This is a genomic window from Caulobacter hibisci, from assembly GCF_016135805.1.
Lineage (GTDB): Bacteria > Pseudomonadota > Alphaproteobacteria > Caulobacterales > Caulobacteraceae > Caulobacter > Caulobacter hibisci.
The window spans coordinates 86,333-99,059 of sequence record NZ_JADWOX010000008.1 but is presented as its reverse complement, the minus strand read 5'-3'; the positions used below and the strand labels follow the sequence as shown (position 1 = coordinate 99,059).

13 protein-coding genes are annotated in these 12,727 nt (G+C 68.8%); 8 read left to right on the top strand and 5 right to left on the bottom strand.

Features of this window, described 5'->3' with window-relative positions; genetic code table 11:
- Positions 1 to 28: 28 nt before the first annotated feature.
- A complete protein-coding gene (locus tag I4Q42_RS13120; RefSeq protein WP_198576522.1) occupies positions 29 to 436 on the bottom strand; it encodes a DUF805 domain-containing protein in 408 nt (135 codons plus the stop codon).
- Positions 437 to 566: 130 nt separating this feature from the next.
- Between I4Q42_RS13120 and I4Q42_RS13115 the strand changes: the two genes are divergently transcribed.
- Positions 567 to 1,865: a lytic murein transglycosylase gene (locus tag I4Q42_RS13115; RefSeq protein ID WP_198576521.1), complete on the top strand. Its 1,299-nt coding sequence runs from the start codon at positions 567 to 569 to the stop codon at positions 1,863 to 1,865.
- 172 nt (positions 1,866 to 2,037) lie between these two features.
- Here the strand turns inward: I4Q42_RS13115 and I4Q42_RS13110 are convergent, their stop codons facing one another.
- Both I4Q42_RS13110 and I4Q42_RS13105 read right to left on the bottom strand, forming a co-directional pair.
- The gene (locus I4Q42_RS13110) at positions 2,038 to 2,493 is read right to left on the bottom strand and encodes a chemotaxis protein CheW (RefSeq protein ID WP_198576649.1); all 456 of its coding nucleotides are present in this window, start codon (positions 2,491 to 2,493) and stop codon (positions 2,038 to 2,040) included.
- Between the two features lie 155 nt (positions 2,494 to 2,648).
- Positions 2,649 to 3,371: a GGDEF domain-containing protein gene (locus tag I4Q42_RS13105; RefSeq protein WP_198576520.1), complete on the bottom strand. Its 723-nt coding sequence runs from the start codon at positions 3,369 to 3,371 to the stop codon at positions 2,649 to 2,651.
- A 246-nt stretch (positions 3,372 to 3,617) separates the two neighbouring features.
- On the opposite strand from I4Q42_RS13105, the gene purE reads away from it, so the two are divergent.
- The 4 genes from purE to I4Q42_RS13085 all read left to right on the top strand — a co-directional run bounded on the left by purE (position 3,618) and on the right by I4Q42_RS13085 (position 6,386).
- A complete protein-coding gene (gene purE / locus I4Q42_RS13100; protein ID WP_198576519.1) occupies positions 3,618 to 4,103 on the top strand; it encodes a 5-(carboxyamino)imidazole ribonucleotide mutase in 486 nt (161 codons plus the stop codon).
- A gap of 5 nt (positions 4,104 to 4,108) precedes the next feature.
- The gene (locus tag I4Q42_RS13095) at positions 4,109 to 5,200 is read left to right on the top strand and encodes a 5-(carboxyamino)imidazole ribonucleotide synthase (RefSeq protein WP_198576518.1); all 1,092 of its coding nucleotides are present in this window, start codon (positions 4,109 to 4,111) and stop codon (positions 5,198 to 5,200) included.
- A 1-nt stretch (position 5,201) separates the two neighbouring features.
- Positions 5,202 to 5,903 carry an aspartate/glutamate racemase family protein gene (locus I4Q42_RS13090; protein WP_198576517.1) on the top strand — a complete coding sequence of 234 codons (702 nt, stop codon included), beginning with the start codon at positions 5,202 to 5,204 and terminating at the stop codon, positions 5,901 to 5,903.
- Positions 5,904 to 5,969: 66 nt separating this feature from the next.
- Entirely contained in the window at positions 5,970 to 6,386 is a 417-nt protein-coding gene (locus I4Q42_RS13085; protein ID WP_198576516.1) for a hypothetical protein, read from the top strand.
- Positions 6,387 to 6,402: 16 nt separating this feature from the next.
- Here I4Q42_RS13085 and I4Q42_RS13080 read toward each other — a convergent pair whose 3' ends face one another.
- Positions 6,403 to 7,062 carry a COQ9 family protein gene (locus tag I4Q42_RS13080; RefSeq protein WP_198576515.1) on the bottom strand — a complete coding sequence of 220 codons (660 nt, stop codon included), beginning with the start codon at positions 7,060 to 7,062 and terminating at the stop codon, positions 6,403 to 6,405.
- Positions 7,063 to 7,243: 181 nt separating this feature from the next.
- Here I4Q42_RS13080 and rpsU point away from each other — a divergent pair, with 181 nt between their 5' ends.
- Complete coding sequence (gene rpsU, locus I4Q42_RS13075; RefSeq protein ID WP_198576648.1) at positions 7,244 to 7,477, top strand: 30S ribosomal protein S21; 234 nt, start codon at positions 7,244 to 7,246, stop codon at positions 7,475 to 7,477.
- Between the two features lie 174 nt (positions 7,478 to 7,651).
- Positions 7,652 to 8,449 carry a DUF72 domain-containing protein gene (locus I4Q42_RS13070; protein ID WP_198576514.1) on the top strand — a complete coding sequence of 266 codons (798 nt, stop codon included), beginning with the start codon at positions 7,652 to 7,654 and terminating at the stop codon, positions 8,447 to 8,449.
- Between the two features lie 164 nt (positions 8,450 to 8,613).
- Here I4Q42_RS13070 and I4Q42_RS13065 read toward each other — a convergent pair whose 3' ends face one another.
- Entirely contained in the window at positions 8,614 to 9,351 is a 738-nt protein-coding gene (locus tag I4Q42_RS13065) for a tetratricopeptide repeat protein (protein WP_198576513.1), read from the bottom strand.
- A 313-nt stretch (positions 9,352 to 9,664) separates the two neighbouring features.
- On the opposite strand from I4Q42_RS13065, the gene I4Q42_RS13060 reads away from it, so the two are divergent.
- Entirely contained in the window at positions 9,665 to 12,571 is a 2,907-nt protein-coding gene (locus I4Q42_RS13060) for a TonB-dependent receptor (RefSeq protein ID WP_198576512.1), read from the top strand.
- The last annotated feature ends 156 nt before the right edge of the window (positions 12,572 to 12,727 follow it).

Sequence of the window (12,727 nt, the reverse complement as noted above, 5' to 3'; positions counted from 1 at the left end):
CGCGCGCGACGTTTGCGCGCTGTGGCGCTCAGGCCTCTGTGGTGGCCTGGGCCGGGACGCCGGGCTTCAGCGACAGGCCGCGCGGCGGGGGCGGTCCGAAGCGGTTGTCGGCGCTCTTGCCCGGCATGGCGCCCAGCCAGATCAACAGGCCCGCCAGCAGCAGCACCACCAGGCCCAGGGCCGTCTGGAAGGGCTGCGGCGGCAGCACGAAGGCCCCGCCGAGGATCAGGGCGGTCTCGGCGATGAAGAAGCCGCCCGCCCACCAGCCGGTCCGCCCCAGGTCGTGCAGGCGCGGCACGGCGGCGATCAGCAGCACCACCTGGGCGGCCGGCAGGGGCCGCTTGAACACCAGGCTCGAGATCAAAGCGGCGGCGATGGCCACGGCGACGATGGCCCAATAGGTGGCGCGGTTGATCCGGCCCTTCAGCAACTGCACGCGAATGCTCCTTCGAGGTCCGGTCAGTCTAAAGCAACGCTTCGGTCCTGGCGATGGAAACAGGGAACCGGCGCCGTCCTGGCGTCCTTGTGATTGAAGCTTTCGCACGAACCCCGGTAGCCTGCCGCTCATGGATAGACGCGTATTCCTCGTTCTGCTGCTGGCCGGTTGCGCCGACACGACCGTCAACGCACCGCTGGCGCCGTCGACCCCGGTCGCGCCGCCGCCGAAGGTCTCGTCGCCCGCAGCCCCGACCCCGCCGAGCGCCGTCACGGCGATCGAGACCGGCGGCCAGGTCGCCGCCTTCAACGCCTGGCTGGCCGACTTCAAGCCGCGCGCCGTGGCCGCCGGCGTGCCCCAGGCGGTGGTCGATCGCGAGCTGGACGGCTTGACGCCCAATCCCCGCGTCATCTCGCTGGACGGCCGCCAGCCGGAGTTCTCCAAGCCGGTCGGCGACTACATCAAGGGCGTGATCAGCGACGACCGCGTGGCCGTGGGCCGCGGCAAGCGCGACGGCCTGGCCTTCCTGCCGGGCGTCGAGCAGCGCTACGGCGTGCCGCGCGACATCCTGCTGGCCGTCTGGGCGATGGAATCGGCCTTCGGCAAGATCCAGGGCGATTTCGACGTCGTTCGCTCGATGGCCAGCCTGGCCGCCGACGGCCGCCGCCGGGCCTGGGCCGAGGGCGAGCTGATCGCCGCCCTGAAGATCATCGCCTCGGGCGAGGACCGCCGCGACCAGCTGAAGGGCTCGTGGGCGGGGGCGATGGGCCAGACCCAGTTCCTGCCGTCCAACTACATCTCCACCGCCGTCGACTTCGACGGCGACGGCCGCCGCGACATCTGGGGCAGCGACGCCGACAGCCTGGCCTCGGCCGCCAACCTGCTGGCCAAGGGCGGCTGGAAGCCGGGCGTGGGCTGGGCCAAGGAAGTCGTGCTGCCGGCCGGCTTCGACTACAGCCTGGCCGAGGGCCCGCGCGAGGTTCCGTCGTGGTGGGAGGCCAAGGGCGTCAAGCGAGCCGACGGCCTGCCCTGGACGGCCGCGGACGCGGCTCAGCCGGCCGGGCTGATCCTGCCCGCCGGCGCGGCCGGTCCGGCCTTCCTGGCCCTGCCCAACCACTTCGCGATCCGCAAGTACAACAACTCCACCTCCTACGCCCTGGGCATCGGCCTGCTGGCCGACCGCTTCGGCGGCGGCGGACCGCTGGTGACCGCCTGGCCCGTGGAGCAGCCGCTGTCGCTGGACGACCGCATGGCCGCCCAGATCGCCCTGGCGCGGCTGGGCTTTGATCCCGGTCCCGCCGACGGCGTCATCGGCGCGGGCACCCGCAAGGCCCTGCGCGCCTGGCAGCAGAGCCGCCAGCTGCCGGCCGACGGCTACCTGTCGTCGGACATGGTGGTGAAGCTCAAGGCCCAGGCGGCGATTTCGTAGTCCCGGTCCCTCTCCCCTTGCGGGAGAGGGTGGCCTCGCGAAGCGAGGTCGGGTGAGGGGTCGCACATACGGAAACGCCGCGAAAGCCGATCAGCTTTCGCGGCGTTTGATTCTGAGAGACCCCTCATCCGTCGCCTACGGCGACACCTTCTCCCGCAAGGGGAGAAGGAGATCAGGCCGCCTGGCTGATCTGCGGCGGGAACACGTCGTCCATGCGCAGATAGGTGATCAGGCGGGTGTCGACCGACAGGATGGCCTGCACGAAGCGCAGTTCGTCGGCCCCCATGTCGGGAGCCGGCTGCAGGTGGTCGCGGGTGATGGTGAAGGTTTCCGACACGGCGTCGACCAGGATGCCGGCCAGGCGGTCGTGGCACTCGACGACGACGATGACGTGGCGGGTTTCCGGGACGGTGACGCCCAGGCCCAGGCGGTTGCGCAGGTCGATGACCGGCATGATCGCGCCGCGCAGGTTGATGACGCCCTTCAGGAAGCCCGGCGCATGCGGGATCGGGGTCGCCGGGGTCCAGCCGCGGATCTCGCGGACGGTCTTGACGTCGATGCAGAACTCCTGCTCGCCGATGCAGAAGGAGATCAGCTCCAGGGCCGGTTCGGCTTGGTCGGTCATCAGGAAATCCCCGGGTCTTGAAAGGTCTTTGCGGACGTCTCCGCTCGCCTGACACAAGAGCCCGAGCGCCGTTTAACAACGGTTAATGCTGAAGTTTCTGGAGGGTTTTCGGGGCGAGACGGATTGTCGCGGTCCCCGAATGCTCAAGGAACGAGCGACTAGCTCGCCGCGCGAACACGCTTCTTGAGGAACATGGCCGCATCGGCCTCGGCCAGGGCGGTTTCGGGCTCGGCGTTGGTCTCGATCTCGCGCACCCCGAACGAGACGTGCAGGGGCGCGCTCCATTCGCCGAACTGGACGGGCACGTTGCGGATGGCGTTGGCCAGGCTCTCGCCTTTCATCTCGGCGGTGGCCTTGTCGGCCTGGGCCAGCAGCACGGCGAACTCGTCGCCGCCCATGCGGCCGACGATGTCGCTTTCGCGGACATTGGCCAGCAGGCGCTCGGCCACGGCCTTCAGCGCCGAGTCGCCGGCGGCGTGGCCGAAGCGGTCGTTGACGGCCTTGAAGTTGTCGAGGTCGAAGAACACCAGGCTGGCCGGCGAGCCGTAGCGCTGGGCGAAGGAGGAGACGCGGCGGACCTCGCGCAGGAAGGCCCGGCGGTTCAGAACCGGGGCCAGCACGTCCATGTCGGCCAGGGTCTCGGCCTCCGTTAGGCGATACTTCAGGCGCGATACCTCGGTGCGCAGGTCGTCGATCTCGGTCATCAGGGTCTGAAGGGCGGCCTGCACCTGGGGCGTCAGGTCGGCGGGCTCAAGACCCAGGAAGCCGGCCTTGTCGACGGCGACGCTGCCGCGCGGCGCCGCCGAAACGCCCGCGGCGTCAGCCAGCGCCCGGCGACGGATCGCGGAGAAGGTTTCGGTGCGGGCGCCGGAGATTTTCATTGGGAGGGCAACGAATCACTTCTGGTCAAGCTTGATCGGAAATCTGCGTTGTCTCGTTAACCATGACAATGGTGCGCAAGGACAGGCGCCAATAGGACGCAGGCGGCGCCGGCCCGGCGTGCGCCGCTGGCGAAATCCTCCGAGAACGGGCTTTGGCCCGGCAGGGCGAGCCGCTATAAGGCGCGCGATTCAAGGGGCCGCCCGCGGCGCCTTCGTCATTCCCTTCGTCGCTTGAGGAAGACGCCGATGACCACGCCGCCTGTCGCCATCGTCATGGGCAGCCGCTCGGATTGGCCGACGATGAAGAAGGCGGCCGACGCCCTCGACGAACTGGGCGTGGCCTACGAGGCCAAGGTCGTCTCGGCTCACCGCACGCCCCAGCGCCTCGTCGAATTCGCCACCGGCGCCAAGGCGGCCGGATACCAGGTAATCATCGCCGGAGCCGGCGGCGCGGCGCACCTGCCGGGCATGGTGGCGTCGATGACCCCGCTGCCGGTGCTGGGTGTGCCGGTGCAGTCCAAGGCCCTCAGCGGCCTCGATTCCCTGCTGTCGATCGTGCAGATGCCGGGCGGCGTTCCCGTGGCCACCCTGGCCATCGGCGAGGCGGGCGCCAAGAACGCCGGCCTGTTGGCGGCCCAGATCCTGGCCCTTGCCGACCCCGCGTTGGCCGCCCGCCTGGACGCCCAGCGCGCCGCCCAGACCGACAGCGTCGCCGAAAGCGTCGAGGACTGAACATCATGACCGCTCCGGCGCTTCCCCTGCCTCCCGGCTCCACCCTCGGAATCCTCGGCGGCGGGCAACTGGGCCGGATGCTGGCCCAGGCCGCCTCCCGCCTCGGCTTCGACGTGGTGATCCTCGACCCCGAGGAAAACAGCCCGGCCGGCCGCGTGGCCGCCCGCCAGATCGTCGGCGCCTATGACGACCGCTGGTCGCTGCGGCGGCTGGCCGAGTCCTGCCAGGTCGTCACCTACGAGTTCGAGAACGTCCCGGCCGACACCGTCGCCGAGCTGACGGCCCTGGGCTGCGAGGTCGCCCCCGGCGCCGCCGCCCTGGCCGCCGCCCAGGACCGCGTGGTCGAAAAGAGCTTCCTGGCCGAGATCGGCGTGCCGACCGTGGCCTTCGCCGCCGTCGACGACGAGGAGAGCCTGCTGGCCGCCGTGGCCAAGATCGGCGCACCCAGCCTGCTGAAGACCCGTCGCGAGGGCTATGACGGCAAGGGCCAGGCCTGGATCCAGCGTCCGGCCGACGCCATCGCCGCCTTCGAGAAGATCGGCCGCCAGCCGGCCATCCTCGAGGCCCCGGCCGATTTCGGCCGCGAGCTGTCGGTGATCGCCGCCCGCGGCCGCAACGGCGAGATCGTCTGCTACCCGCTGTCGGACAACCACCACGAAGGCGGGGTGCTGCGCCGCACGATCGCCCCGGCCAAGGTGACCCCGGCCGAGCGCGACGCCGCCGAGGCCATCGTCGCCAAGATCCTCACCGCCCTGAACTATGTGGGCGTGATCGGGGTCGAGCTGTTCGAGCTGGCCGGCGGCAAGCTGCTGGTCAACGAGTTCGCCCCCCGGGTGCACAACACCGGCCACTGGACCCAGGACGGCTGCGAGGTCGACCAGTTCGAGCAGCACATCCGCGCTGTCGCCGGCTGGCCCCTGGGCCCGACCGCGCCGCACGCCCGGGTCGAGATGACCAACCTGCTGGGCTCCGAGGTCGAGGCCTGGAAGAAGCTCGCCGCCGAGCCCGAGACCCGCATCCACCTCTACGGCAAGGGCGAGGCCCGGCCGGGACGCAAGATGGGCCACGTCAACCGCCTGCGGTCTCTGGAGGGCTGAGATGGGCGATCAGGCGACCATCGGCCTGATCGGCGGCATGAGCTGGGAAAGCTCGGCGCATTACTATCGACTGATCAACGAGGCGGTGCGCGCACGGCGCGGGCCGACGGCGTCCGCGCGATGCCTGCTGTGGTCGTTCGATTTCTCCGAGATCGAGGCCCTGCAGCACGCCGGCCGCTGGGACGAGCTGGCCGAGCGCCTGGCCGACGCCGGCAAGGCGCTGGAGCGCGGCGGGGCCGATTTTCTCGTCCTGTGCACCAACACCATGCACCGTCTGGCTAGCGAGCTGCAGGCGGCCGTCGACCTGCCGCTGCTGCACATCGCCGATCCGACCGGCGAGGCGATCCAGGCGGCGGGCCTGCGCAAGGTCGGCCTGCTGGGCACGGCCTTCACCATGGAGCACGCCTTCTATCGCGGACGGCTGGAAGAGCGGTTCGGGCTGGAGGTGGTGGTTCCCGACGCCGACGACCGCGCCCTGGTCCACCGGGTGATCTACGAGGAGCTGGTGGCTGGCGTGGTGCGCGAGGAATCCCGCCACGCCTATCGCGAGGTCATCGCCAGGCTGGTCGCCGCCGGCGCCGAGGGGATCATCCTGGGCTGCACCGAGATCATGCTGCTGGTGGGAACGGACGACAGCCCGGTCCTGGTCTTCGATACCACGACGCTGCACGCGCTGGCGGCGGTCGAGCGGGCGCTGGGCTGATACGCATATTCAGGTTGTGTTTTGCGCGCCGCTCGCGTTCGATGTCCGGGAGACACGGAGGAGTCCATGGTCGGTCTGGCGCTGTTCTTGATTATCGTCCTGGTGACGCTGAGCATCGGCGGCGTGACGATGGGCGCCGTTCCCGGCGGACGGCTTTCGCAGAACCGCTTCGTACGCAAGGCCGGCCTGATCCCGCTGCTGGGCGTGATCCTGATGTTCGTGTTCCCGCACGGGGCGCAGCCGGCGCTCGCCGTGCTCACCCTGGTCGGCTGGGCGGCGCTCGGCGCCGGCCTGCTGCTGGACCGGCGGACGGCGAAATTCTGTTCCGGCGGCGGCGGGGTCCTGCTGCTGTCGGTGTCTGTATGGACCCTGCTCAAGGACGGTCTGTCGTCCAACGACTTGCTGATCCTGTCGCTCGCGGTGGTCAGCGCGGTGGTCGTCGCCGGGGCCTGCTGGATCGAGGTGCGCAAGGCGCGGGCCTGAGCCGTCCGCCGGGCGATTAGCTCCGCGCGTAGCGCATCTTCGCCAGGGCCGCGACGAACTCCATCGCCAGGTTCGGCACCTTCACGCCGGCCTTCCATTTCTCGAAGGCCATCACCCCGTCGATGCGGGCGTCCAGGTGCTTGAGCGCCGAGTCGCGGCCCGAAGCCAGGTCGACGGCCAGGGTCGAGACCAGGATCCCCGACAGGATGGCGCGCTTGGAATAGTGGTTCTCGTCGGTGGCCGTGTCGCCGGCCCAGCGCCACAGCTGGTCGGCGCTTTCCCACAATAAGGTGAGCGCCAGCGGCAGGTTGGTCGGGAAGGCCAGGAACGCGGCCCAGCGTCGCACGGCCTCGCTGTCGTGGGCGGCGGCGTCGATGCGGGCGATGACGCCTTCGCGGATCTTCTGGCGGATCTTCAGGGCGGCGGGATCGAACTTGCCCAGCGATTCCATCGCCTTGGCGGCGTGACGGCGGGCCAGCAGGGCGGCCAGGTCGCGCGGGCCCTGGGGCAGCAGCAGGTCGGTCTCGCCCGGTGAAAGGTTGGCCGCCGCCGCGGCGGCGCGCACCAGGCTGGCGTTCCATCCCAGGCGGGGCGACAGGCGCATGGCCTCGCCCAGAACCCGTTGTTCGGCCTCGTCGGCCCAATCCTGTGTGGCTTTGGTCGCGGTGTCGCTCATGAATCCGAGTCTACACCGGTGTTTAGGCCTCGTCGCGCATGGACATGGCCCGTCTGCTCTGCTATCTGCCGCCCCTCGTCGCCCGGAAGCACCCCTTTCGGAGCGTAAGGTTTTATTCGCCCGCCCGGCCCCTCAAGAGGGACTTGGGAAATTGGTCGGGCCGTCGAATGGAGAGTCACCCCTGGTCCAGATTTTCGTCCGCGACAACAACGTCGATCAGGCCCTCAAGGCCCTGAAGAAGAAGATGCAACGCGAAGGCTCGTTCCGCGAGATGAAGCGTCACGTGCATTACGAAAAGCCGTCGGAAAAGCGCGCCCGTCAAAAGGCCGAAGCCGTCCGTCGCGCCCGCAAGCTGGCCCGCAAGCGCGCCCAGCGCGAAGGCCTGCTGCCGATGCCGAAGAAGCCGGCGCGTTAAGAGCGCCGTCGAGGCGCGGATCTTCGCGCCTCCGCGTTCCACGCACCCGAAAACAGACGAAACCCGCGCCGGGCGACCGGCGCGGGTTTTGTTTTGCCCGCTCCCCGGTTTGCCCTCTCGACGGCGGCGGGAAGCTCGCCTAGGTTTCGCCTCCGGAACAAGAGGGGAACACGCATGAGCGGCGATATCCGCATCGGCATCGGCGGCTGGACCTTCGAGCCCTGGCGCGGCCACTTCTATCCGAGCGACCTGAAGCAGAAGGAGGAGCTGGCCTATGCCAGCCGCCAGCTGACGGCGATCGAGATCAACGGCACCTACTATTCCAGCTTCAAGCCCGACAGCTGGCGCAAATGGCGCGACGAAACGCCCGACGACTTCGTGTTCGCGGTGAAGGCCTCGCGCTTCACCACCAACCGCAAGGTGCTGGCCGAAGGGGGCGAGTCGGTCGGCAAGTTCCTCGACCAGGGCCTGACCGAACTGGGCGACAAGCTGGGGCCGATCCTCTGGCAGTTCATGCCGACCAAGAAGTTCGACGAGGCCGACTTCGGGGCGTTCCTGGCCCTGCTGCCCAAGGAGAAGGACGGGGTGCGCCTGCGCCACGCTGTCGAGGTGCGCAACGACACCTTCATGACCCCGGCCTTCCCGGCGCTTCTTCGGGAACATGGCGTGGCCGGCGTCTACGCCAAGCACTTCGACTATCCGGAGTTCGCCGACGAGACGGCCGACTTCGTCTATGCGCGCCTGCAGACCGGCTCCGACGAGGTGGCCACGGCCTATCCCGAGCCCGAGCTCGACGCCTGGGCCGATCGGCTGAAGACCTGGTCGCGCGGCGACCGCCCCGGCGACCTGCCGCGCATCGACAAGGACACGGCGCCCGTCGCCGAAAGCCGCGACGTCTTCGCCTTCATCATCCACGAGGGCAAGGTCAACGCCCCGCACGGAGCCAAGGCGCTGATCGAGAAGGTCCGCTGATCCTTCTCCCCCCTGCGGGAGAAGGTGTCGACGAAGTCGACGGATGAGGGGTCTCTCAGAACTGCAAGGCCGCGCCCGGCCTTATCGCCGTCGCTGCGGATAGGGCTATCGACCCCTCACCCGACCTCCTTCGGAGGCCACCCTCTCCCGCAAGGGGAGAGGGGTCAGCCCGCCGCCGCCGCCGCCATCTCGCGCCAGCCCTTGGCTTCCTTGCGGAAGCGCGGGTGGGTCTTGGCCAGGCGCTTGTCGAGTTCGACCAGGGCTTCGCGGGCCTCGGCCTTGCGGCCGCTCTCGCCCAGGAACACCGCATAGCGCGCCATGCCCTCGAAGCCGGGCAGGTGGGCGGCGGCCCAGCGCAGGGAGACGTCGGCCTCCTCGGTGCGGCCCAGGGCGGCCTGGGCGCGGCCCAGGGCCAGGGCGGTCTGCGGGGTGCGGCTCTTGACGTCCTGCTGGCCCAGGGCCTCCAGCAGGGTCAGAGCCTCGGCCGCGCGGCCAAGCTCGATCAGGCTGTTGGCGCGGGCCAGCATCAGGGCCGGATCGTCGGCATAGTGGCCTTGCAGGGCCTGGGCGTAGATCCGCTCGGCTTCCTCGTGCTTGCCCAGGCTGGTGGCGGCCGCGGCCAGGCGCGAAAGGTTGGTGACGGTCGGCGCGTCTTCGGCGTCGCGGCCGGCCTCGCGATACTCGCGCTGCGGGTCGAGCGCCTGGCGGGCGGCCACCTTCATCTGCTGGGCCTTGGCCCCGCCCATGAACTCCGGCGCGACGATGGCCAGCAGGTAGACGATCCCGCCCAGCGGCTGGAACATCAGGATGATCAGCAGCCAGTACATGGCCTGGCCCGAGCGCACCACGTGGACGCACAGGGCGATCGAGAAGATCAGCGACAGGCCGAAAAGCGGGATCATCGAAAGGCTCCGGAACGTCCCGGCTATGTGTGGCGCGAGCGCCGCCGCGTCAATCCGTCGAGCGAGGCCATTGTGGGGCTTCGACGAGACCCTCCGGATGGGCCGCCCGGCCCGCTGATGGTGGATCTGGGGACTAACCGACAGGCGGGGACTTGTGCTTCAGCCTTGTCACAGTATTCTACCTATATTGCGAGATAGTGTCCCAAAAGATGGGATTTCGTCTCCGCTGACATAAGCAGACCGGGAAAACCGGCGCTTTGGGTTGGAAACAAAAGGGCGGGCCGCCGCGCGGCGCCGTCGTCAGGAGGGACCTATGTCGTCGTCATCCTTGCGTAACCTGCGTGCGGGCGTGTCCATCGCTGTGCTGGCCGCCGCGGCCATGGCCGCTGGCGCGGCGAGCGCCCAGACCGCGCCTTCGGCGGCTCCTCCCGCGGGCGAGACCACAGAGAACGCCGTCGAGGAAGTGATCGTCACCGGCTTCCGAGAAAGCCTGCGCAGCGCCCTGTCGGTCAAGCGCCAGTCCTCCGGCGTGGTCGACGCCATCAAGGCCGAGGATATCGCCGACTTCCCCGACGCCAACCTGGCCGAGTCGATCCAGCGCGTGCCCGGCGTGTCGATCACCCGCGTGGCCGGCGAAGGCCGCACGATCACCGTGCGCGGCCTGCCGCCCAGCTTCACCCGCGTGCGCATCAACGGCATGGAGGCCCAGTCGACCAGCGGCGCCACCACCAGCGACCGGGGCGCCAATCTCGGCCGCGGCTTCGACTTCAACACCTTCGCCTCGGAGCTGTTCAGCGGCATCACCGTGCGCAAGTCGGCCCAGGCCGAGGTGATCGAGGGCTCGCTGGGCGCCACGGTCGATCTCGACATCGCCAAGCCCCTGGACCAGAAGGGCCGCACCCTCGTGCTGGGCGGCTCGCTCGGCTACAACGACCTGTCCGAGAAGATGGACAAGAAGTTCACCATCGTCGCCGGCGATCGCTGGGACACCGACTGGGGCGAGTTCGGCGCCCAGGCCTCGCTGGCCTACAGCAAGCGCAAGTTCCTCGAGGACCAGTGGGGTTCGGGCGGCTGGAACCCGGCCACGATCGACGGCGGCTTCTGCACGCCCGTGGGCCGCACGGCGCAGAACCCCGCCACCGACCCGGTCACCGGCGCCGACGCCCTGAACTGCGCCACCGGCGTGGCGCGCCCGGCCGCCAACGACACGCTGTACGACCTGGGCAACCAGACCACCGTCTTCTTCCCGCGCCTGCCGCGCTACGGCCGCTTCCACCACGACCAGGAGCGCACCGGCGCCACCCTGGCCCTGCAATGGAAGCCCAACGACCGCACCTCGTTCGGCTTCGACGCCCTCTATTCGAAGTACGACGTGGTGCGCGAGGAGAACTGGCTGGAAGGCTTCTCCTTCGCCCGCGCCATCAGCCAGAACGGCAAGCCGCAGACGGCCATCCGCGAGCTGATCCTGCGCAACGCCGGGACCAGCAACACCGCCGGCATCAACTTCGGCAAGACGGTCTACGACGTCGCCTATGGCCGCTTCGACGGCGTCGACGTGCGCTCCGACACCCAGCACGACGAGTTCCAGAACGTCTTCCAGCAGTACACCTTCACCGGCAAGCACGAGCTGACCGACAGCATCACCGTGTCGGGCCTGGTCGGCTATTCGAAGTCGGACTACGACCAGCCGATCACCACGACGATCATGTTCCAGCGTCCCAACACCAGCATGACCGTCGACTTCCGCGACGATCGCGACCAGCCGACCATCACCCACGGCTTCAACGTCGCCGACGCCAGCCTCTACACCTTCGGCACGGGCAACGCCGAAGTGCGGATGTCGCAGATTTTCACCACCAACATCTACAAGACCGCCGAGGCCAATCTGGCCTGGCGGGCCGACGACGACCTGACCATCAAGTTCGGCGGCCACTTCCACGAGTTCTCGTTCGACACCTCGGCCTTCCAGCGCTCGAACAACTTCCTGGTGCCCAACCTGACCAGCGCCCAGTTGCAGGCGGTGACCAAGGTGGTCGAGGGCTTCGGCGGCCACGGCATCAAGGGCGGCGTGTTCCCGTCCAGCTGGGCGACCATCGACTACGACAAGTTCGTCGCCAACCAGAACCTCTACAGCAACAGCGGCATGTACGCCCTGATCCCCAACACCGGGGGCACGCGGCGCGTCGAGGAGAAGGTCACCTCGGGCTATCTGCAAGCCGACCTGCGGACCGAGATCGGCGGCCTGCCGGTGCGCGGCGACGTCGGCTTCCGGATCGCCAAGACCGAGCTGCAGGCGCGGGGCTACCAGATCGGCGCGACCCGCGTCAGCGCCGAGAACGACTATCTCGACGTGCTGCCGGCCCTGAACGTGGCCTTCGACCTGAGGGACGACCTGGTGCTGCGCTTCTCGGCGGCCAAGGTCGTCTCGCGCCCCGACCTGACCTTCCTGTCGCCGGGCGGCAGCCTGAACCTGACCGGCACCCCGTCGATCACCTCGGGCAACCCGGATCTGGATCCCATCCGCGCGACCACCTTCGACATCGGCGGCGAATGGTACTTCTCGCAGGGCTCGGTGCTGGGCGTGGGGCTGTTCTACAAGGACATCGACACCTACGTGCAGAACCAGTCGCAGCAAATGAGCTTCCGCCAGACGGGCCTGCCGCTGACCTTGCTGGGCACTTCGCAGCTGGATCCGGACAACACCCTGTTCACGGTCACCCGTCCGGTGAACACGCCCGGCGGTCCGCTGAAGGGCTTCGAGATCAACTACCAGCAGGCCTTCACCTTCCTGCCGGGCCTGCTGCGCCATACCGGCGCGCTGGTGAACTACACCTATGTCGACTCGACCATCGACTACTTCCTGGCCGACGGCAGCGTCACCACCAACGACCTCGTCGGCCTTTCGAAGAACGCCTACAACGCCACGATCTACTACGAGGACGAGAAGTTCAGCGCCCGCCTGTCGGCCTCGTACCGCGACAAGTCGATCGTCGCCCTGCCGGCCAACAACCCTTACCAGGACGTCGAGGGCTACGACGCCAACCTGACCTTCGACATGGCCGCGTCCTACCAGATCAACGACAAGTTCAAGCTGTCGCTGGAAGGGCTGAACATCTTCGACCGCTTCAATCGGCAGTTCATCGACTCCGACCGCGACAGCACCTTCGTCTACACCCACACCGGGCGGCAGTTTAATCTGGGGCTGCAGTACCGGTTCTAGAGCAAGAGGCTAAGAGGGGGCGGGCTTGAGCGCCCGCCTCCGCCCCCTTTACTCCCGTCATTCCCGCCCCTGTGGCGGGAACCCCTGGTTCCGCTTTCACGTGAGATGCAAGCGGCGTGCTGAGCACGCCGCCCCATCCGTCCTTGCGGCTGAAGG

Excerpts from the sequence above, each read along its gene's own strand:
- I4Q42_RS13115 (WP_198576521.1), top strand. The coding sequence starts at position 567 with ATGGATAGACGCGTATTCCTCGTTCTGCTGCTGGCCGGTTGCGCCGAC.
- I4Q42_RS13105 (WP_198576520.1), bottom strand. The coding sequence starts at position 3,371 with ATGAAAATCTCCGGCGCCCGCACCGAAACCTTCTCCGCGATCCGTCGC.
- purE (WP_198576519.1), top strand. The coding sequence starts at position 3,618 with ATGACCACGCCGCCTGTCGCCATCGTCATGGGCAGCCGCTCGGATTGG.
- I4Q42_RS13095 (WP_198576518.1), top strand. The coding sequence starts at position 4,109 with ATGACCGCTCCGGCGCTTCCCCTGCCTCCCGGCTCCACCCTCGGAATC.
- I4Q42_RS13090 (WP_198576517.1), top strand. The coding sequence starts at position 5,202 with ATGGGCGATCAGGCGACCATCGGCCTGATCGGCGGCATGAGCTGGGAA.
- I4Q42_RS13085 (WP_198576516.1), top strand. The coding sequence starts at position 5,970 with ATGGTCGGTCTGGCGCTGTTCTTGATTATCGTCCTGGTGACGCTGAGC.
- I4Q42_RS13080 (WP_198576515.1), bottom strand. The coding sequence starts at position 7,062 with ATGAGCGACACCGCGACCAAAGCCACACAGGATTGGGCCGACGAGGCC.
- I4Q42_RS13070 (WP_198576514.1), top strand. The coding sequence starts at position 7,652 with ATGAGCGGCGATATCCGCATCGGCATCGGCGGCTGGACCTTCGAGCCC.
- I4Q42_RS13065 (WP_198576513.1), bottom strand. The coding sequence starts at position 9,351 with ATGATCCCGCTTTTCGGCCTGTCGCTGATCTTCTCGATCGCCCTGTGC.
- I4Q42_RS13060 (WP_198576512.1), top strand. The coding sequence starts at position 9,665 with ATGTCGTCGTCATCCTTGCGTAACCTGCGTGCGGGCGTGTCCATCGCT.